This window comes from Mesorhizobium ciceri WSM4083 (assembly GCF_000519305.1).
Lineage (GTDB): Bacteria > Pseudomonadota > Alphaproteobacteria > Rhizobiales > Rhizobiaceae > Mesorhizobium > Mesorhizobium ciceri_B.
The window spans coordinates 13,130-31,050 of the sequence record NZ_JAFG01000007.1 but is presented as its reverse complement, the minus strand read 5'-3'; the positions used below and the strand labels follow the sequence as shown (position 1 = coordinate 31,050).

The following is a 17,921-nucleotide window of genomic DNA, read 5'->3' as shown; positions in this document are numbered from 1 at the left end:
ATCAGGCTCCCAGCGACAAAGCTTTGCCGTAATCGACCTGGCGATAGCCGTCCGGTCGGCGCGAGACAGCATCCGGGCGGACCTGTTCGACTTCGCTGGCCATGAGACCCAGACGCATCGGCGCGTCTTTCGCCTCGCCCTTGTAGTGGAATTTCCACAGGCCCATTTCCGGCGTGATGTCGGCAAGGCGTTCCTTGTCTTTCTTGGCATCGTCGTCGGACAGGCCGATCAGCTTGCTGCCGAGGCCGAACAGACCACCAATCAGGCTGTTGGACTGAGCCGCTTCCTGATTGTAGTTGTTCATTTTCTGCTGATAGTTCGTGTTGATCAGGCCGGCGACATCCGTGGTCGGAATGTTGCTCTGATTGTACCCAGCCGCCTGCGGGTTAGAGACCTGAGAGCCCGACAGCAGCGCCGTGATTTCGTTGATCGGCTGGTTTCGGATCGCCTGGGCTTCCGAGAATGCTTGCCCATGCCCAGTCAAGATCAGCTGGTTGAGAGCGTCATTCGCGTTCTGACCTTGCTGGGTCATGGCGCGGTCATAGGCCGGCGAGCCCTGCTTGATGCCCTGGTTGGAAAGCCTGGTCGACAGAGCGTCGGACTGCTGGGCAAGGATCGGGTCGAGGCGTTCGCGGCCGAGCTGCAGCAACCGCGCTTCTGTCGCATCATTCGAGCCGTCGAAGGGCTTGGCCATATAGTCGTTGAGGAACGACGACTGTGTATTGGCCAGCGTGCCGAGGTTCAGCTGCGCGGCGTCGGTCTGGCTCTTGATAGCCTTCTGGGCGTCGGAAAGCGTCGTCGTCGCGGTGAAGCGCGGGATGTTGTAGGACTGCCCCGTATAGGGGTCTTTCCACGTATAGCTGCCGGTCTGATCATAGTTGATCGTCCCGTCAGGCGTGACCTGATTGGCGTTGTTCAGATAGGAATTGGCGATGGCCGTGCCGACATTGGTGGATGTCGAGGCCGCCGAGGTTTCCTTGGGATCTGGCGGTTCAGGTGCTGAGGGTTTACCCATGGATTTTCCTCGTGAACTTGCTGTTTCGCCAGTCGTCGTCGGTCAGGGTGAAAACGAACCCGTCCTCGTCCCGGCCGCGCATGCGTTTGATGAGGTAAGGAGTGAAGCCGAAGGCCTTCGCGATCCGCACCATGCGCTCGTTCCTGGCCGACACCTGAAGAACGACCATCTGGCAACCGAGCTGGTCGAACGGATAGGAAAACATCATGTGACGGACGTTCGCCGCCAGCCATCGCGCCGTGATTGACGCGCTCGAAATCTGGATCAGGCCCGGTCCCGGTTGCCAGTCGTGAAACACCATGCCAGCGACGAGCTTGTCATCGTCATCGAGGACGCCGATCGCCTTGCACTTCCCGAATCCGGCTTCGCAGCCTGGCGTAAGGTCGACGACGAATTGCGCCACCGCCTCGTCATGCCCGAAGAGCAGTTTCAAACGACGACATCCCCGACTTCGTAGGTCATGTCGATCGCCACCAGTTCGGCGTCGGGCGTCGGTGTCACGCCGCAGGTGACCTGAAGCTGCCAAGCAATGGAGAAGCCGGATTGCCCGACGGAAGTCCACTTTGTCGAAACCGTCTTGGTGGTGCCGGCATCCCATAGCGCGACATCCCAAAGACCCGTGTCCCACTCGTCAAGCGTCACATCGTCGGCAACCGATGCCGGTGGCGACGGCAACGACACCTGATAGTTCGTCGAGACGGACAGCTTGGCCAGGAATTTGCGACTGGCCAGGAAGACCGTCCGCGCCATGTGGATGATCTTGTCTCGGGCCGGCGCCTTCAGGTGATCGAACAGGCCGACGGCGGTGGCGGTGTACGGCATGCCGTCATCATTGCCGCCGACCTCGCATTGCATAATCGTGCCGTCCGACGTGCCGAAATAGGCGCGGCCATCGTGCAGAGCCAGGCAGCGCGTATCCCAGCCGGTATAGTCGGACCATGCGCCAGTCTGGAGGTTGACCACGAAACATTTCTTGTCCTGGCCGCTGTCAGCCGGCAGCGAGACAATGCCCATGTTGAACAACGGCCATTTCAGGAATTCCCACGGCAGTTGGGTGCGCGAAGCGGCTTCAGCCCTCCAATCCGGTTCGATGTTGCGCGATACGCTGATCAGCGCCAGCGCGGCGCGGTCCTTCTGGATAGCCTGCGATATCGGAATGATTCCGTCGTCCATGGCAATGAGCAGTTCGCCACCGGCCTGCATCGTGGCGCGCGGCCCGCGTGGCGGCGACATGTCATAGCGACCGACGAGCGACCAGTTATTCGGGTCGCCTGGGTCTGATCCCTCGTACACCGCGACCTCGCCGCGATCCGAGAAGAAGACGCATTTGTCGTCGACACCGTCGCCGGCATCGAGCGACCAAGTGCCACCGAACAGAAGCGAGCCACCTTTCTGGAAAACACCGGCAAGGGAGAAATCAGCCGCGGTGCCGGCGATGGTGTCGACGGGCAGATACCAGGCGACCATCGTTCCCTTCTGCACGAAGAATTCGCGATTTCGATAGGTCCAGACAAACGACAGCTTATTGGTGAGGATGCCAACGCCGAGATTGGCCACCGTCGTCCATGTCGTGCCGTCGAACTGGCGCATGCTGTCGGTGCCGTTGACGGCGGAGAGATAGTCCCCACCAGCCGTCTCGTACTGGACATAGGAGAAATAGCCGCTGGTGAGGCCGGTCTGGACCGGTGCAGGCGGAATGGTCGGGCTTGCGGGCGCGGTGACATCGAAGATTTTCGAGCCGTCGCAGGCAAACATGAATTTTCCGGCCGAGGCGTCATAGGTCAGCATGCTGACAACCGGGATTGTGCCGATCGTCGCCTGTTTCTTGCTGCCGCCACGCAACCGGATACCGGTGCTGGTGACGAACCAGTTTTCGAGCACCTTGGCGCCTTGCGGTTTGGCCGCCGCAAGGTTTTCATTTGAAATCTTGCCACGGATCGGCGCCGGGAATGTCGTCGTGCTGTGATGCTGCTGCGCACCAGCCGCGACGGGCACGCGCCGGAAACCCGCCCTCATGGGACGATCACCCCAGGATAGGCAATATTGGCATCGATCGACGAGCGGCGGCGACCGACAGCGAGGATATTGGAACCCTTGTCAGCGCCAGCAGAGACCGCCAGCGCGTCCTCATAGGTCGCCATGTCTTCGGCGTAGGCGCGGCCCTTGTTGGCCTTCCACTGCCAGATCATGCCGAGCTTCAGCACGCGTTCATCGAGGCGGAAAACGTCATCGTCGGCGGTGAACGCGACCTTTGCGACCCCGTCCTTGTCCCTGATAATCTTGTTCGTGAGATAGTAGAATTGCGCGGTGGCGAGGTTGGGGATCGCCGGCTTGATCAGCACTTGCTCGCCGATCATCGTCCATGCGCCGACAAGGTTCTGGAAATTCTGCACCGTGATTCCAAGCCACTGGTCACTGTCGGGGTAATGCGTGAACGGCGCGTAAGGGCTTGCAGACGGCCATAGCGCGGCCTTTTTCAGCATCCGCTTGTAGTCGCCGGGAAGATCGAAGCTCTGGGCAGTGCCGTCCCCGGTCAGAGTGCCGAGCACCTTCAGCTTGGTCCAGTCCCGGCCGTCGAAAGCGATCCTCTGCGCCATCTCGTTAGCGAGCGATTTCAGTTCGACCAGTTCCCGGTCGCTCTGAGAAAAGACAGATGTCGGCACGGTCAACCCAATGACCGTGCAAGCATCCTGAATGACATCGAGGATCGCCATGATGGATCAGTCCACCATCGCCAGTTCCTTGGCCGCAGCGACCAAGGTTTCGTGGTTTGGGTTGCCGCGCGGACGACTGCCGGTTTCCTTGGCGATGTAGACCTTCAGGGCCTCGTCATCCATCGCCTCGATCTCTTCGACCGTCGGCGGGATGCCATGATCCTGCTCCTCCTCTTCGTCGTCGGGGTTGGGCTGCTCGTCGTCCTGCTGTTCGGGTTCATCGGCAGGGGCGGCCGCACCCTTCAGGGGCTTGCCGTTCTCCATGAACTCTTCGCGCAGCCGGCGTTCCTCGGCCAACTGCTGGCGAAGTGCCACGACTTCGGCGGCAAGGTTGGTGATATCGGCACTGCCGGCGGCGTTGTCGAGATAGGCCTGTGCCTGGTTCTTCAGTTCGCGGCCGCCCATGCCGAGCTGCTTCAGCGGGGTGCCATCGAGCGATGCCAGTTGCTCGACCGTATGGACGCCAAGGGCCTTCAGTTCGCGGCGCTTGCCTTCCTTCAGGAACGGCGCTTCGGAAAGCGGCGTGCCTGACAGCGGCTGCGCATTGCCATCTTTGAAGGCAAGATACTGCTTGTTGTAGAGCTGTGCATAGGTGACGACACTGCCGCCCGCTGCAATGCTCTCGCGGGTGGCGTTCGGCTCGGCATCGTGCGCCGGATAGGTCGCCTTCGTCTGGCGGTTCGCCGGGAACGAAAGGTCGCAGACTTCCATGTCGTGGAAGATTGGCCGGCCGGCTTTGCGGCTGGCATTTTCGTCGGGGATCACGTGGTTGCGGAATGTGACATTGACGGTGTTCTGGTTCGCGCTCATCGGCGGAAACTCCTGTCTGAGAGGGTGCAAAGAAAAACGGGAGCCGAAGCCCCCGTTTCAGTGTCGAGCTGTGTGGCTGGTTACGCGGCCAGACCATCGTCGGCGAACGGCCGATCGATCTCGAATTCGGCGAGACCGGCGGACGGCACACCGACCGCAGACGCGCCCTTGGCGTTCTTGACGCGGTCGCCTGCAACAACGGCATCGTCAACGCTGCCGGGTGTGGCTGTGGCGTAGACGTTGGCATTGTCGAGGAAGCCGGCCAGAGCCTTGCCGATGGCCTTGCCCTTGATCTGGTACCAGCCGAATTGCCCGTTGATATTCGCGGACATTGCGACGGCAACAGAGCCGATCATGTCCGGGCCGAGCAGCACCGTCGACCAGTCGTCGGGGTTGTAAACCACCCACGAACCGACGCCGGTGGCGGCAACGCCTGCCAGATAGATGAACTCGCCGACGCCATAGACGGGATCCTGCGCCCGGATGACATCGCCGAGCCAAGGGCCGGGAGTAGAACGCCCGGCCGCATTCGAGGCCGGAAGCGTTGCAGCGATCGGCGGGAAGCCGAGGTTCGGGGTGTGAGGAACGTAAGCCATTTTCTGTCCTCCTTACGCGGCCGGGTTGCTGTCGATGAGCTTCCACTGGAACAGCGGATTGGTCATCGTCAGTTCGCCCATGAAGCCGATGTACTGGACATTCGCGTCCTGATTGATCGGCATGAGCGTCTTGCCGATTTTGTTGAAGTTGCGTTCCGGGTGGTAACGGACCCACAGGTTGTCCGTGTCCAGGCCGTACGTGGTGTTCGAAGGCATGTTCGAACCGATGCCGCCTTCCTGAACGATTTCAGCAGAGCGACCGGCGCCGAAATATTTCAGCGACGTGAAGCCGAGCTTGCCCAGGCTGGAGGTATCGTTGACGCGCTGGATTGCCACGGTGGCCGCGTCATAGGCCGCGTAATGCTCCGGCGACATCAGCAGAAGATCGGCGGCCTTGGTGCCGCGCGACCGCTGCGTCATGATCGAGTTGAGCATCGGGCGGATGGTGGTCGCGGTGACCTGCGTTCCGATGGCCGGAAAAGCAGAATTCGCATCGAACACCGAAGTGCGCCAGATCGGGTTGAGACCGCGATCGATGCCGGCATAGGTGCCGGAGTTGACCACGGTCGGAACGGCCAGCTGCATGCCGCCCAGTTCCTTGCCGCCGAAGCGGGTGCCGTTGCCGTGCAGCGAGATGTCGAACTCGTCTTCAAGCTCGCCTTCCGCAGCCGCGATGTGCGACTCCAGAATATCCATAAGCTGGTTTTCGCCCTCGTTGTTGAGGATGTCCTCGTTGGCGAGAGTGACGGCGACTGCCACCATTTTCGGGGTGTATTCGGCATCGTTGAACAGTTCGGCCGGGACCGGGTTCAGGAAGTCGAAGCCGTTGTACCAGACCGCCGATCCGGTCTTGGCATAAAGGAGCCGTTCGCGGATTTTCGGGCCGGAATACTCCTTGAACTTGCCCTTGCGCTTGAGCACGTTGAGCAAGGCGTTGGAATTGGAGACCAAGTCCTGATAGCCCGAGGACCGATCCTCAAGCGCCAGGGACAAAATCTCCTGGTTTTTTTCAACTGAAGTAAGAGCCATGTGGCCCTCCTATGTTCGGATCATCCGGCTTGAGCTACAGCCCGCCGAAGCGAATCCTTGATTGAGGTTGAAGCTCGCTTCGTCGCTGGGTCTGAGCCAGCCGAGGGCGCGCCTGATACGGATTTCTGGCCCTTCAGGGTCTGAGCCTGGGGGTCGGGAGCGGTGCGCGTCTGAGGCGCTGCTGAAACTGTCGTGGCGGTCGCCGCCGTCGGGTCGGGGTTGAGCCGTTCCGCAAGGGCGTAAGCTTCGGCCAGATCGGTGGTCTTGCCCGATTTGAGGAAGAACGCGATGTCTTCGGCCAGATCGTCGAACCGGGGATGATTGGCTTTGAATTTGTCGACCTGGGCCTCAATGGTCGCGACGTGCTGGTTTTGAATGGTGGTGGTGACACCGCCGATGCTCTGCTGAAGCTGCGCGACCTGCTGGCGAAGCTCGCGGATCGTGGCGTCGTTCTGTCCTTGGACCTCATCGGGCTTTTGCCCAGTGACATGGGCGGCCAATTGGCGAAGCGAGATCCCGGCATAGTCGCAAACTTGCTGAATGCCTTTGATCGGATCGGAAATCAGCGTCCGCTCCAGATTGGTGTAGCGGGTCATTGCATCGCGCAGTGAAGTGTTGTTGCGCTTTGCCAGCTCGTCGAAGTCGCGGACCTTTTCGAATTCCTCGGCCGACACGCGATGCTTTTCGATGCCCGCTTCCAATTCGCGGAACGACCGGTGAACCGCAGCCTTGACCGGCTCGGGTGCCTTCTCCCATTCCGCCATCGCTGCGGCATCGCTCTTGAAGCGTGCCGGCGCCTCGTGGTTGCTCTGCGCAGCGGGCTTGCCAGGCTCCGTCTTTACGGTCTCTGCCGGCTTGGCGGGCTGCTGTGTCGCGTCCTTGGCCGGCTTGGGATCGGGAAGCGTCTTGTCGGCTGCTGCCTTGTCAGCGGGCTTCTCTCCCGGCTTGGGTTGGCTCTGGACCGGCGCGGTTTTCTTGTCGGGATCGGCCTCGCCGGCCTTCTCCTTTTCAGCGACCTTGTCGGCCGCTGCCTTCAGTGCTTCACGAGCGGTCGGAGGCTTCTTCGCCTCCGGCTCGGGCTTTGCCCCGACCGTCTTGGGATCGGTGCTGATTGGGTTCGGCGGCGTCGACGACACGTCATCGGCGGCAACAGCAGAGGTATCGGCGGGCGCCGAGGCGCCTCCGTTCAGGTCTTCCATTTGGATTGCTCCGTCTGAGGGATTGCTGGGCTGGTGGTCCGGGCGGCTGCGCCTGGTCGGTTTGCACGGTAACAACCGTACATTGAACTTTTTGCGTTGGTCGGAATTTACACGCGTATGGCCCGCTTCTTTTTCGATCTGACCGACAATGGCGAACTCTACCCCGACCCTGAGGGCACCGATCTTACCGACTTGGAAGCGGCCGAAGATGAGGCAGCAAGGGCACTACTCGAAATAGCAAAAGACCAGATGCCCGACGGCACTTTTCGCGAAGTCGCCTTGCATGTTCGCGATGCCGCCAGCAGTCCCCTCTTCGTGGTAAAAGTCACGTTCGAACTGATACGCAACGGACCTACCAGCAATGAAGCCACGGGAACTTGACACATTTTATGCTGAAAGTGCGCGCCGCTACCAAATCCGAGCGGCGGCACACGTGGAAGACTTGCATTCAAATATCGTACAGACGCGCCGGGCAATTGCAGCGTCTCGGAAACTGCTCGAGCGGGTAGCCGACAAGTCAGGTGTCACCTCAGCCGTTCGCCGCGGTTAAACCGGGCCGCTGCTTTCTCCACGGTGTCCCGTACCGCCATGCGATCGATCTTCGGACGCTTGCGCGGGCGAAGCCTTGCCGGATCGTTCCCGACTTCCTCCAGCCCAGCCGCGCGATAGGTGGCGCGCAAAGCCGATTTCGAGGTGTAGAATTTACCGTCGTGCATCGACTGGACTGCGGACATGGTGTCCGAATTGATCATAGGTGCCGGCAGTGCCGAGCGCTTAGGCTTGGTTGCCTCGACCTTGCGGAAGACTTTCCGGCCACCGCCCACATCAAACCACGCAAAAGTCATTTAAGCGTTTCCTTGTGCATGCAGGGTTTCGTGTGCCATGGTCAGGGCCAACGCGGGGGCGTGGGGAATGGCAGCTAACTGGTTTTTGATAGGGCTCGCGGCGTTCGCGATCCTGATACCGCTCTATTTTATCCTGAAGTAGAAACCGGCTCGCGTTTTATCTCATGCCGCCAACAGCAGGATTGCCAACATCTCGTCTTCGTCGTCGGCCGCGATGACTGGCCGGGGCATCGAATTCGCGACCAAAGCGGCGACGAGCGCGGCATAGTCTTTTGGTGCCAGCACCGGCTCATCAAAAGGCGCTTCCGGCTCTTGCTCCGGCGTATCCGGCTCGACCTCGCCGTTTGCCTTCCGCCTGGCCTTTGCGAGTGTTTCGCGGAGCCGTTCCGCCTTCTGACGATGTTCTTCCCAAGCTTCGGAACTCGGCTTTCCGTCGTGTCCGTCGTCGATGATGACGACTGGGACGTAGACCTGAAAGGCATTTGCCTGGAACGCATTCCCCTGAAAGGCTGTGGCAAAGGCCATCACGCCAATCCTATAGGCCGGACGCTGCCACGAAAAACGCGTCGATCTGCCCGTCGTCGAAACCGAGCGCGGTGAAGCCGGCCAGCATCATAGGCTCCGTCCGGACGAACGAGCCGCTATTCTAAGCGAGCGCGCGAAGTTGCGGTCCATGCCGGTTTCCTTCTATGGTCGGGGAATGAGGTTCAAAGTCGAACAAATGCGCGACGGCATCACCCTGAAGCGCACCGAGGCTCAGGGCAGCGATCTGGAAGACGCTAAGGTATGGGGACCGGTGACTGCCCCGAATGATCCCGAGCCTATCGACGGCGAGTGGATACGGGTGACACACCTTGCCAGCGGCAGGACGAGCTGGTTTAGGCCTGGCTAGGCAGCCTGCTCTTGTGCCTTCATCCGCCAACTACCGCGAACGCTATCTCTGATCGGGTCGATGTAAGCGCGTTGGAGCATTACAAGCACCTGGGACAGCACCAACATCAAGACCAACGACACTGAGAACAAGAGTACCCCACGCGGCATGGAATCGAGGATCAGGCGATGAGCTACTACCGCGACAAGGTAGTGCGTTAGGAAAACCGGGTAAGCCAATTCACCCAGCGTTTTGTCGAAGCTCCCGGCCTTGAGATCACTCAATGCGACGATGAAAGCGGCCATGGTCAGTATCCCGAGATAGGAGACAACTTCAGGCGCCAGGCGATCAATCGCGCCGAGATGGAACGCCAAGGCAAGCGTGCCGACCCACGCCGCCGCCACGAGCCAGCGCCAGTGCCTCCCGGCTTTCATCATGCCATGTATGATCTCAGCGCCGTGGAAGTAGATCAACGCGCCGACAGAAAACGGCAGCATCGCCGCGTACCATGGGAAATAGCGGACGTTGTGGTCACTGGTGATCAGGAACGCCACCACATGGACAGCCACCGAGACGGCAAACGCGGTCCAGGCGAAGCGCGGATTTCTTGCGGTGAATGCCCAAAGGATGGCGTAATTGACCACCTCGACGGCAATCGACCAGCTAACAGGTACCAGCCGGAATGGCGGCATGATGACGGTCGGCATCATCAGAAAGCTCTGTAGCCACGGCCAGGCGCCATTTGGCATTCCAAACCTGTTGTTGAATTCGCCGGGGTCAGGCAACCAAAGCACCGCCGGAACCGACAGGACAGCGACCACGATATACATCGGGTAAAGCCGCAAGAGCCGGTTGAGCGCGAAGGGCGCGGCTCGGAACTGATAGACCTCATTCAGCACGCGCGTCATCAGATAGCCGGACAGCACATAAAAACCGAACACCGCATGCTTTCCTAAAGAGGATCCATGCGGCGGCCCGAGGTGCGTATAGACGACAAGTATTGCGAGGAAGAGCCGAAAGGTTCCGAACATAGACCACGCTATAGCAGCCGTAGAGCGACAAATTCTAGCTAGAAAATAATCCAGTTCGTACCGTCACTGATCAAGTCAGCCTTCGACCCCGCCACCGCCGCGAGAATCGCGGTACCTGCGGCGCCACCGGCGGCAGGCACGACATTGGACGAGGCAGAAACCGTGGTGAATGCGACTGTCGTTTTAATTGTCACTTCGCGACCTACCCACAAAGACGCGGATGGCAGCGTCACGACGCAACTCGATCCCTTGGTGACGATGATCGAGTTTTCGGTGTCGGCCAGTGTGAAATCCGCGTTCTTCGTGACTGGCGCGCCACGACCGAACGACCCCGACAAAGAGGTAAACCCTCGGCAGTCGATTACTGCCCGCGTCGTCACTGTCGAAGCGCCGTCTGGCGTCGTCGCCAATTCGATCCGGCCCGGCATGTCAGCCAATCCAGGCGTACCATCCACTACAAACTGAATGCGGGCCGCTGCCGGGGAATTGGTACCATCATCAGCGAACGCCTGAAGGGCCCCAATGGTGTCCCCGGACGCTACGATGGCACGAGTGCCGGCGGCGGCCCCTCGCGATTTGAACAGGCCGAGTGTCGCGCCTCCAGTCGATGCTGCCCAACGGTAAACGGTTGCTTGAGCATCCGTTGATAGGCCGTGGACCTGTAGTGTTGGTACCTGGTTACTCGTTGCGCCAACCGCGATCGATGTAACGTGTCCGAACAGCCATTGGCCTAGTGCGGTCAGGCGCCCCTTGATGGATGTCGCCGTTGTGCCGGAATTGGTGCGGAAATTGATCGCGGAAGGCGTGCTGTCGAGAGCTTGCGCGCCATCGGCAACGGCCTGGATGCTGGTCCCGTCGATGAATTTCACGCCATCCGAAGCGCCAGAGATCCACGACCCGATGCCGTCGCCATCTGCCAGCAAAGCGTGCGTTCCGACCGCCGCGCCTCGGCTATGGTTGAGGTAGTGCTGAACACCTACTGAGTTAGTCTCCCAACGGGTCTGTGCAATTGTGGTGGTGTCAGTGTTGACGCCGTGGACCTGGAGACGCGGATGCGTCCCGATGATGTTCATTGCGACGGACGCCGTAGCTCCCATAAGGAACCGCGCTGACGTGTCGAAGCGTGCGGCTTCGGTGGCGCCGGCATTGCCGACCAGAAAATTGATAAAATCAGTCGCGCCGACACCCGAGGTCGATTGCAGGCTGAGAGATGACCCTACGCCCGTCCCGCCGATCACTTTAGGCGAGGTGACCTGTGTGGAGAACGTAGCGACGGCATCTGTCGTCGTCATCGCGGTCACGGTGACGCCATTGATCCGATAGAGCAACCCGGCAGTAGTCGTCCACATGTCACCATTGGTCGGCGATGACGGCGCTACGCCGTGGGGCATGCGGATCGAGGCTGCCGTGGTCGAGCTGGTTTTGAAGTTCTGGATGATCGTCCATTGAGAAGCGTTATCGAGAGACACCATCGCTTTGGTGACGCCATTGACCCGAGCGTATATGCCGAATGCCGACGTGGACCATATGTCCCCATCGACCGGCGTTGTCGGCGCAACGCCATGCGGGATGTTCAATCCGGCTCCGGCGACTGCTGCCGTGGCGAGCGTGTTCAGCTTGCCCGTCATTGTGCCGCCAGCGAGAGGCAGGCAGACCAGGGATGCCGCCGTCGAGAAATTCGAAATCGTGGCGGCAAGCTGTGTGCCGGTGTGGTTCGCTCGGGCGAGCAGGAAGGCATCCGTGCTGTTCGACGTTGCGCCGTCGGCGACGTTGAGCAGCGTGCGAGCCTGTGCGGGCGTCAATTCTTCGGTGTCGCCCGTCAAAGCGCTCACGCGGCCTAGGATGGTCGCTGTGGCCTGGGTCAGGGCGTGTTCATCGTTCCAGTTCGAAGGCTGGACAATGTTCGGGTCACCCGCGTCGGGGATAGCCGACTGAAATTTATGCTTCACCGAAAGGGTCATTGCATCGGCACCGTTTCAACGCCGGCAGGCTTGCCATCCGGACCGCGCACAATGCGCTTGGGAGCCGTCATCGCTGCGGTAATCGTCTGCATGAACTGCGCCATGGAGTTCATCAGCATGGCGTTCTGCTGCTGGATCTGGGCCACCACGTCGACATCGGCCGACGGTGGTGTTGGCGGCTCGATATCGGGCAAGCCGACCTTGATGCGCTCCAGCGACCGTTGATCGCGGCGCGCTGCCGCCTCTGCGGCGTACTTCGCGGCTTCCGAACGTTGCTTCGCCCTTGCGTCGACCTGCTTGGCCTCGATGTCGGCCGCCTTTTCCTTCATGGTCATGTCGTGCAGCTGGGTTTTCATCTGCATTTCAGCCTGACGGTCTGCCGCGTCGGCTTCCATCTTCTGTTGCTGTGCCTTGGCGTCGGCCTCGGCCGCCAGCGCAGCCGGGTCGGGCTGTTGCGGCTTGGGCTGCGCGCCCATCTGCTTCATCTTTTCGGCAAACTCGTCGATCGCCGCGTCCATGCTGCGACCTGGCCGGAAGGGCGCGACAGCGAACTTCAGCAATTCGGCGGCAAAGGGAGCCGTTTCCGGGCGTTCCTGCACCATTGGGGCAAGCTGGGCCAGCGTGCCGCCCAATGCCGTCAGGAACTCGCTGCGGCGCTGTTTCTCGGCATTCTCGTCGGGCTGGATCGTGCTATCGGTCTCGATGTCGAGGCTGAAGGGCCGGATTTTCTGATCGTGCAGGAAATCCATCACCTGTTCGATAGTGACGGTCTTTTTCAGCTCGTCGATCTGCTGGGCAATCTGCGCGATTTGGCCCTGGGCCTGCTGCATGATCTGCTGCGCAGCGTCCGGGTTCTGCTTGGCCATCTGGACGACTTCAGGGTCTTGCTGGGCCTGCGCCAGTTCCTTCTCAGTCGCCTTTGCCTGGGCCTCCAGCGGCTTGACCTGCTTGGCGATATCCGCGTCGGTCGGCAACTCCATCTGGGCCATGTCGACCAGCGTTGCCTGCTGGAAATTCTCGGCCATGATCTCGGCGACGATGCGCGCCGCGTCACGGGCGATGCGCACGAGCTCGTTCTGCCGGTCACGGATGCGAACTGACCCGTATTGCGTCTTGATCTGCTGCGCGCCCAGCGTCTCGTTCGGGTTGCTCTCGCCCCGCATGATGTCCGACAGGCCGCTGATCTGGTAAATGTCTTCGATCAGTTGCTTACGAAGCGCAATCAACTGGGTGATGGTCGAGGCCACCATGTCAATCGGAAGCCAGACAATCGTGTCCTTGGCCGCCCCGTTGCCGAAAGCTGCCCAATTGCTGATCGGCACCATGATCTGGCGCGGATCGCGGGTCTTCACCGCGGCCTCGATCGCATCGCCGATTTCACCAGCACCCGCCGGATAGAAGCCGCGAACCTGAAGCGCTTCGGTCAAGGCCGAAATGCGGTTGGTGATGTCGTTGATTTCCTCGATCTGGTCTTTGTAGAAGACGTAATCGGGGACCGGGATCAGGCTTTCGGGCTGCAACGTGCCATAGGCCGGCTGAGGGCACGGGAAGAAGTCTTCAAGGTTCAGGTGCGGCTTGCCTTCGTCCAGCACCACGTCGACACCGGGGGAAATCCAAACCACCTTGTTTTCGGACTTCGACCACAGTTCCCAAACGCGAGCCTTCAGCTTGCCGTCGCTGTTGTTCTTGTCGTCTTTGCGCTTGGCGAAATCGGCATCCTGATACGCCTTGCCCGATGTCGCTGCGAAACGCTTGCGCATCTCTTTGCGCGTCATCCAGGCGCCGCCGGCCACCCAGTCGACTTCCTTCCAGTTCCGGGCCGGGTCGTGCGCGAAGTCGCGACGGTTCTTGAACTCGATGCAGACCGATTCCGTGTACCCGTTTTCCTTGCTCTTGGTCTCGTACCGGATCCACATGCAACCGCGTGCCAGCGTGGCCAGGTCGTCGCGGACCAGGCGCATCACGCCGTCAATGTTTTCGCGGTCGAACGTGACACATGTGGTGCGCTCCAGAAGCTCCGAGGCTGCGCGCTGGAGTGGGCGCCTGTCCTGAAACCGTGGCGCTACAGCAGGCACCGGTGGCCGGGAATACATCGACGGCTTCAGAACCTCGATGTTCGCCCAGAAGATTTGAAACTCGCGGTCGCGGGTCGCGTTGGCCAAGCGCTCCAGATCGGCATAGCGCTTCTGAATATTGGTGCACCGGGTCTGATAGTCGGCAAAGCCGGCCTTTTCGAAATCCGTGATGAGCTTCAGCCATCCCTTGGAGGCCTTCGGCTTCAGCGACGGGTCGATCGCGTCGTCGGCAGCGCTGTCGATATCGTCGGTGTCGTCGCTCATATGGCAATCCTTCGGCCGCGACCGCTGTCAGGCGGGGGAGGCAGCTTGACGTGGCCTTGCGGCACTGTCGGATCAGGAATCTTGCTCTTGGCCGCCCATGGCCTCGACATGCACGCATATCGCGTCTCGTCGGCGGCATGGTCTTCCTGGTCGCTGTTCAGGTCTTCCGGGTTAGCCTCGTCATGTTGAAGCGCCGGCAGGGTCCGAATTGTGTGGATGCAGGTTTCGAAGAAGAACAGCATAGGCCGCCCGTCTTCGTCGCCTGTCAGTCGACCGCGAAGTTGATCCCAGCCGCCCATGGCACCACGGCCAGCAGTTCGCTTGTTGTCCGCCCGCCTGAAGGTCGCACCGTTCGTGTTCGTCCCGTTGGCCATGCGCTCGGCGAGTGAAGGACCGCCGTCCTGACTGAAGGCTGCAGGGTCGAGAACGCCGTAACTGATCGTGTCGTCATAGTCGCGTTGACGGACACCAGCGCCGACGGCTTCAGCATGCAGCTTCAGGCCGACATTCGGGAGATAGCGACCCGACTTGTCGATCTTGACGCCGTACCATTCCCGGTATTTGACCAGTGCCCCGCGCGGGATGACGATGCCCGGCGCGCCTGCCACCCCAGAAGGGACGATCGTGTCGTCGGATGCCACCGCATACCAGCCGAAAGAGAACGGCTTGGCGCTGCCCCAGTCGCCCGCCCTGAATCGTGTCCAGTGGTCGGGAATGTGGAAGGGCTTCACCACATGCCGGCGGCGTTCGAAGTTTTCGAAATAGGCGCCCTCGACCACGTCCCAATCGCCATAGCGCATTGCGCGCACCAGGCTTTCCGAGCCCAGACCCATGAGGCGGCTTTCATAGCCTGGGTCGTTGTCGTTCATGCTCGGGTTGTCTTCGAGCTGGGCCGGGATGAACTGCCGTTGCATGCCGCCTTCGCTGACATCGGCCTTGTAGACCGCCAGCGGCAGCGCTCCATCAATGAACGTGGCCTTGACGAACTGGTGACCGATGCCACCCGGATTGGCACCACAGAGGATGCGCGGGAACCGGCCGGCATACTGTGGCGGAACCTTGATTCCGACCATGCGGACACGGTTGCGGAGGAACCGGTAAATCACTTCGGTGAAATGGGTGAGCTCGTCGATCAGCAGCACGTGAATTTCGGCGCCCTGATATTTGAACCGGTCCTTCTCGTCTTTGCAGTGACAGAGGTAGATCCTCGATCCGTTCCAGAATCGAATTTCATCTTCGACGATGGTGACGAAGCCGCATTCCACCCAGCCGGCGAGCAGCGCGCGAAAACCTTGCGGGCCTTCCATATGGTTCTTAATCAGGTCGTCCCGAATCCGTCGGAAGAGATAGACCTGAAGGCCGGGGATTTCAGAGCACCACGTGATGGCGGCCGCTCGCATCAGGTGCGATTTGCCGCCTCCCGCCGCGCCACCATAAAGCGCCTCGGTCGCGTCGGTCTCGAATGCCAGCGCCTGCTTGTCGTGCAGGTCGAGATTGATTTCAGCTGCGCTTGCGGAGGCGGACATTGATCACAGGAACGAGTGGCGCGCCATCCTTGCCGGTATGTTCGATGCGTTCCTTGAACATGCCTAGATGCTTGCCCAGGTCGACCAGTGCCGATTTCTTGTCGTGCATCTTGATCTTGATGCCGGTCTGGGTAAGCGAGACCTCGGACACCGCTGCGGCTGTGTCGTCGTCGATCTTCTCACTCGGGACCAGTTCAACCGGGTAGATGCTGAGACCGTTCGGGCTGGCGTTTTCCGATTCCGTGTCGATCGGGCTCTTACCCCAGCGAACAGCCTTGCGAATGTCAGCAAAGGCGATTTTGGCCAGTTCGGCGACGATGCGCTCCTGGGTGACGCCGAGCTTATGAGCGATGGCCGCCTGCCTGGCTGCAATGGCAGCAGCAACACCAACATTCCCTAACAGGCGCGGACCCTGCACATCTGCAGTCAATTCGCTGTAGCCAGCCCGGATTGCGGCCTGTGTGGCGTTCAGGTCGATCATGAATTCGTCGACGAAGCGTGCTTGCTTCGGGGTTAACTCGTTTGCGGGCATTGGGCACCTGTGCGGTCTGAGCGCATGCGGGAGTTTGGTACGTTTCGGACATTGATCAGCGCTGCCGAGCGTGATTGTTTTCTCTTTCGGTCTTTGTGGAGTGCGGCGGTGGACGACCATCCGAAGAACAGTGTCTCGATTGAGCAGCTAGACGGCCAATGGGCGGTGCAGATTGTCGAGGATGGCTTGACCACCCAGCAGCTTTTCGAGAGTGAAGAATTCGCGAGGAATTTCGCTGCCGGTCAGTGGGTGAGGCTCAACCCTCGACCGGTCCCACCAAAGCCAAGGCGGCGGCCCGCGATTTAGTTCGCAACCAGGTGGGTGGATGGCCCGCGAAACCATTCGTAAACCATGCCAACACGGTAAATATTTTATGTCGAACTGATCGGGTTGCAGGAGGTTGTGGGCGGGTCTGCAACAAAGAGGCCCAGCCGATCCATGCACCGCTTACCCATCTTGCCCGCCCTGTTGATCTCCTTCTGGATTGCCTACGGAATTTGCGCCTGGGCGACGTCGGATAAGCCGGTCAGCTTCTTTCAAGCCCAGGCATCCCCGCTGCTGCAAATGCGCGGGACAATCGGCAATTAACGCACCGACCCGTGAGGAGTCTGAGCGCTGCCCGGTCCGGAGCCGGCAATAAAAAACCCGCCTGAGTGGGCGGGTTCCCGGCGCATCTCTACACCTTGCCCAAATCACTACCATACGTGACGGCACGTTTCAACCATGACGAGATGCCGCCTGCGATCCGTAGTGCACAACCAGACGTTCAAGACCCATGCGCAAAAGCTGGGCCGGGATGTCCCGCACGACGTTTTCGGCGGTGGCGACATCCTTGATTGTCATCCCAAGGCCGCAGACCGCATCAAGCACGCGAATGATTTCCGGGTAGCCGATCGATTTCTTGGCATGGGCCATTGCCGCGTGGTTGTCGATCAGCCTGGCCGGAACAGAAGCTGAGGCGCTGCCACTGCTGACGCGCTCGCCCATGCCCATGGCTTTCAAACCCTCGCGCGCTGCCAGTTCGAAATCGGCACGATAGCGGGCGCCGGCCTCGCGCTGCTTGTGCGTCAAACTCAGGATGCCTTTTAGCGGATCCACATTGCGAACGCGCACGATACCGCCTTTGCTCAGGTCGTACTCGCGAGCGGATTCGGCGGTTCCTTTGATGAGGCGCTGGCGGCCATGCTGGTCGAGCTGCAAGGCCTCCTCATGGCCGGCGGCGCGGCGGGCGCGTACCTGTTCTTTTTCAGGCGCCGGCACCTTCGGCTTTTCCGACTTTTGAACCTTCTTCTGTTTCGCCACTATTGCCGACCTCCAGAAATGATGAGCGCCGCAGCGCCGATGATACAGGTGAAGACGCCACCGAAGACCAGTGTGCCGAGGATAAGTTGCGCGGCCTGGATCACGAGGCGCTCCGCTTGGCAGACCTTTTCAGCCATTCCATGCTCGTCTC

18 protein-coding genes are annotated in these 17,921 nt (G+C 60.5%); 1 reads left to right on the top strand and 17 read right to left on the bottom strand.

The genetic code is table 11. From position 1 onward, the window contains the following. Position 1 precedes the first annotated feature (1 nt). The 8 genes from MESCI2_RS0116740 to MESCI2_RS1000000136150 form a co-directional block, all read right to left on the bottom strand. Positions 2 to 1,015: a hypothetical protein gene (locus MESCI2_RS0116740; protein ID WP_027037583.1), complete on the bottom strand. Its 1,014-nt coding sequence runs from the start codon at positions 1,013 to 1,015 to the stop codon at positions 2 to 4. Further along, positions 1,008 to 1,418, bottom strand: a complete 411-nt coding sequence (locus MESCI2_RS0116735) for a GNAT family N-acetyltransferase (RefSeq protein WP_081738779.1) — start codon at positions 1,416 to 1,418, stop codon at positions 1,008 to 1,010. Before MESCI2_RS0116735 ends, MESCI2_RS0116740 begins: the two co-directional genes overlap by 8 nt. 26 nt (positions 1,419 to 1,444) lie before the next feature. Then, the gene (locus tag MESCI2_RS0116730) at positions 1,445 to 3,031 is read right to left on the bottom strand and encodes a hypothetical protein (protein WP_032900898.1); all 1,587 of its coding nucleotides are present in this window, start codon (positions 3,029 to 3,031) and stop codon (positions 1,445 to 1,447) included. Beyond that, positions 3,028 to 3,729, bottom strand: a complete 702-nt coding sequence (locus MESCI2_RS1000000136160) for a hypothetical protein (RefSeq protein ID WP_027037580.1) — start codon at positions 3,727 to 3,729, stop codon at positions 3,028 to 3,030. The genes MESCI2_RS0116730 and MESCI2_RS1000000136160 overlap by 4 nt, the downstream gene beginning before the upstream one ends. 6 nt (positions 3,730 to 3,735) lie before the next feature. Further along, positions 3,736 to 4,539, bottom strand: coding sequence for a hypothetical protein (locus MESCI2_RS1000000136155; protein WP_050596574.1), 804 nt, complete (start codon positions 4,537 to 4,539; stop codon positions 3,736 to 3,738). A gap of 80 nt (positions 4,540 to 4,619) precedes the next feature. Next, positions 4,620 to 5,135 (bottom strand): hypothetical protein, encoded by a 516-nt coding sequence (locus MESCI2_RS01000000134800; RefSeq protein ID WP_050596573.1) that lies wholly within the window; start codon positions 5,133 to 5,135, stop codon positions 4,620 to 4,622. A gap of 12 nt (positions 5,136 to 5,147) precedes the next feature. After that, on the bottom strand, positions 5,148 to 6,164 hold the full coding sequence (locus MESCI2_RS0116710; protein WP_027037579.1) for a phage major capsid protein: 1,017 nt from the start codon (positions 6,162 to 6,164) through the stop codon (positions 5,148 to 5,150). A gap of 20 nt (positions 6,165 to 6,184) precedes the next feature. Continuing rightward, positions 6,185 to 7,363 (bottom strand): hypothetical protein, encoded by a 1,179-nt coding sequence (locus MESCI2_RS1000000136150; RefSeq protein WP_027037578.1) that lies wholly within the window; start codon positions 7,361 to 7,363, stop codon positions 6,185 to 6,187. 117 nt (positions 7,364 to 7,480) lie between these two features. Between MESCI2_RS1000000136150 and MESCI2_RS0116700 the strand changes: the two genes are divergently transcribed. Continuing rightward, the gene (locus MESCI2_RS0116700; RefSeq protein ID WP_027037577.1) at positions 7,481 to 7,744 is read left to right on the top strand and encodes a DUF6894 family protein; all 264 of its coding nucleotides are present in this window, start codon (positions 7,481 to 7,483) and stop codon (positions 7,742 to 7,744) included. Between the two features lie 143 nt (positions 7,745 to 7,887). Here the strand turns inward: MESCI2_RS0116700 and MESCI2_RS01000000134790 are convergent, their stop codons facing one another. The 9 genes from MESCI2_RS01000000134790 to MESCI2_RS1000000137955 all read right to left on the bottom strand — a co-directional run bounded on the left by MESCI2_RS01000000134790 (position 7,888) and on the right by MESCI2_RS1000000137955 (position 17,907). Further along, on the bottom strand, positions 7,888 to 8,208 hold the full coding sequence (locus MESCI2_RS01000000134790) for a hypothetical protein (RefSeq protein WP_155936623.1): 321 nt from the start codon (positions 8,206 to 8,208) through the stop codon (positions 7,888 to 7,890). Between the two features lie 162 nt (positions 8,209 to 8,370). Next, positions 8,371 to 8,733 (bottom strand): hypothetical protein, encoded by a 363-nt coding sequence (locus tag MESCI2_RS0116685; RefSeq protein ID WP_027037576.1) that lies wholly within the window; start codon positions 8,731 to 8,733, stop codon positions 8,371 to 8,373. A 363-nt stretch (positions 8,734 to 9,096) separates the two neighbouring features. After that, positions 9,097 to 10,110, bottom strand: a complete 1,014-nt coding sequence (locus tag MESCI2_RS0116670) for an acyltransferase family protein (RefSeq protein ID WP_027037574.1) — start codon at positions 10,108 to 10,110, stop codon at positions 9,097 to 9,099. A 38-nt stretch (positions 10,111 to 10,148) separates the two neighbouring features. Beyond that, a complete protein-coding gene (locus tag MESCI2_RS0116665; protein WP_027037573.1) occupies positions 10,149 to 12,071 on the bottom strand; it encodes a hypothetical protein in 1,923 nt (640 codons plus the stop codon). Continuing rightward, on the bottom strand, positions 12,068 to 14,410 hold the full coding sequence (locus MESCI2_RS01000000134785; RefSeq protein WP_050596571.1) for a hypothetical protein: 2,343 nt from the start codon (positions 14,408 to 14,410) through the stop codon (positions 12,068 to 12,070). The genes MESCI2_RS0116665 and MESCI2_RS01000000134785 overlap by 4 nt, the downstream gene beginning before the upstream one ends. Beyond that, positions 14,407 to 15,936, bottom strand: coding sequence for a terminase family protein (locus tag MESCI2_RS01000000134780; RefSeq protein ID WP_197031559.1), 1,530 nt, complete (start codon positions 15,934 to 15,936; stop codon positions 14,407 to 14,409). The genes MESCI2_RS01000000134785 and MESCI2_RS01000000134780 overlap by 4 nt, the downstream gene beginning before the upstream one ends. After that, the gene (locus MESCI2_RS01000000134775) at positions 15,911 to 16,417 is read right to left on the bottom strand and encodes a terminase small subunit (protein WP_245270369.1); all 507 of its coding nucleotides are present in this window, start codon (positions 16,415 to 16,417) and stop codon (positions 15,911 to 15,913) included. Before MESCI2_RS01000000134775 ends, MESCI2_RS01000000134780 begins: the two co-directional genes overlap by 26 nt. Before the next feature lie 768 nt (positions 16,418 to 17,185). Then, a complete protein-coding gene (locus MESCI2_RS01000000134770; protein ID WP_032900894.1) occupies positions 17,186 to 17,770 on the bottom strand; it encodes a DUF6456 domain-containing protein in 585 nt (194 codons plus the stop codon). After that, the gene (locus MESCI2_RS1000000137955) at positions 17,770 to 17,907 is read right to left on the bottom strand and encodes a hypothetical protein (protein ID WP_155936622.1); all 138 of its coding nucleotides are present in this window, start codon (positions 17,905 to 17,907) and stop codon (positions 17,770 to 17,772) included. Before MESCI2_RS1000000137955 ends, MESCI2_RS01000000134770 begins: the two co-directional genes overlap by 1 nt. Positions 17,908 to 17,921 lie beyond the last annotated feature (14 nt).

Bases quoted from the DNA above. Each gene is read 5' to 3' on its own strand.
- MESCI2_RS1000000136160 (WP_027037580.1), bottom strand. From the start codon at position 3,729: ATGGCGATCCTCGATGTCATTCAGGATGCTTGCACGGTCATTGGGTTG.
- MESCI2_RS0116700 (WP_027037577.1), top strand. From the start codon at position 7,481: ATGGCCCGCTTCTTTTTCGATCTGACCGACAATGGCGAACTCTACCCC.
- MESCI2_RS0116670 (WP_027037574.1), bottom strand. From the start codon at position 10,110: ATGTTCGGAACCTTTCGGCTCTTCCTCGCAATACTTGTCGTCTATACG.
- MESCI2_RS1000000137955 (WP_155936622.1), bottom strand. From the start codon at position 17,907: ATGGCTGAAAAGGTCTGCCAAGCGGAGCGCCTCGTGATCCAGGCCGCG.
- MESCI2_RS1000000136155 (WP_050596574.1), bottom strand. From the start codon at position 4,539: ATGAGCGCGAACCAGAACACCGTCAATGTCACATTCCGCAACCACGTG.
- MESCI2_RS0116710 (WP_027037579.1), bottom strand. From the start codon at position 6,164: ATGGCTCTTACTTCAGTTGAAAAAAACCAGGAGATTTTGTCCCTGGCG.
- MESCI2_RS1000000136150 (WP_027037578.1), bottom strand. From the start codon at position 7,363: ATGGAAGACCTGAACGGAGGCGCCTCGGCGCCCGCCGATACCTCTGCT.
- MESCI2_RS01000000134790 (WP_155936623.1), bottom strand. From the start codon at position 8,208: ATGACTTTTGCGTGGTTTGATGTGGGCGGTGGCCGGAAAGTCTTCCGC.
- MESCI2_RS0116665 (WP_027037573.1), bottom strand. From the start codon at position 12,071: ATGACCCTTTCGGTGAAGCATAAATTTCAGTCGGCTATCCCCGACGCG.
- MESCI2_RS01000000134775 (WP_245270369.1), bottom strand. From the start codon at position 16,417: ATGATCGACCTGAACGCCACACAGGCCGCAATCCGGGCTGGCTACAGC.
- MESCI2_RS01000000134785 (WP_050596571.1), bottom strand. From the start codon at position 14,410: ATGAGCGACGACACCGACGATATCGACAGCGCTGCCGACGACGCGATC.
- MESCI2_RS0116740 (WP_027037583.1), bottom strand. From the start codon at position 1,015: ATGGGTAAACCCTCAGCACCTGAACCGCCAGATCCCAAGGAAACCTCG.
- MESCI2_RS0116685 (WP_027037576.1), bottom strand. From the start codon at position 8,733: ATGGCCTTTGCCACAGCCTTTCAGGGGAATGCGTTCCAGGCAAATGCC.
- MESCI2_RS01000000134780 (WP_197031559.1), bottom strand. From the start codon at position 15,936: ATGTCCGCCTCCGCAAGCGCAGCTGAAATCAATCTCGACCTGCACGAC.
- MESCI2_RS01000000134800 (WP_050596573.1), bottom strand. From the start codon at position 5,135: ATGGCTTACGTTCCTCACACCCCGAACCTCGGCTTCCCGCCGATCGCT.
- MESCI2_RS0116730 (WP_032900898.1), bottom strand. From the start codon at position 3,031: ATGAGGGCGGGTTTCCGGCGCGTGCCCGTCGCGGCTGGTGCGCAGCAG.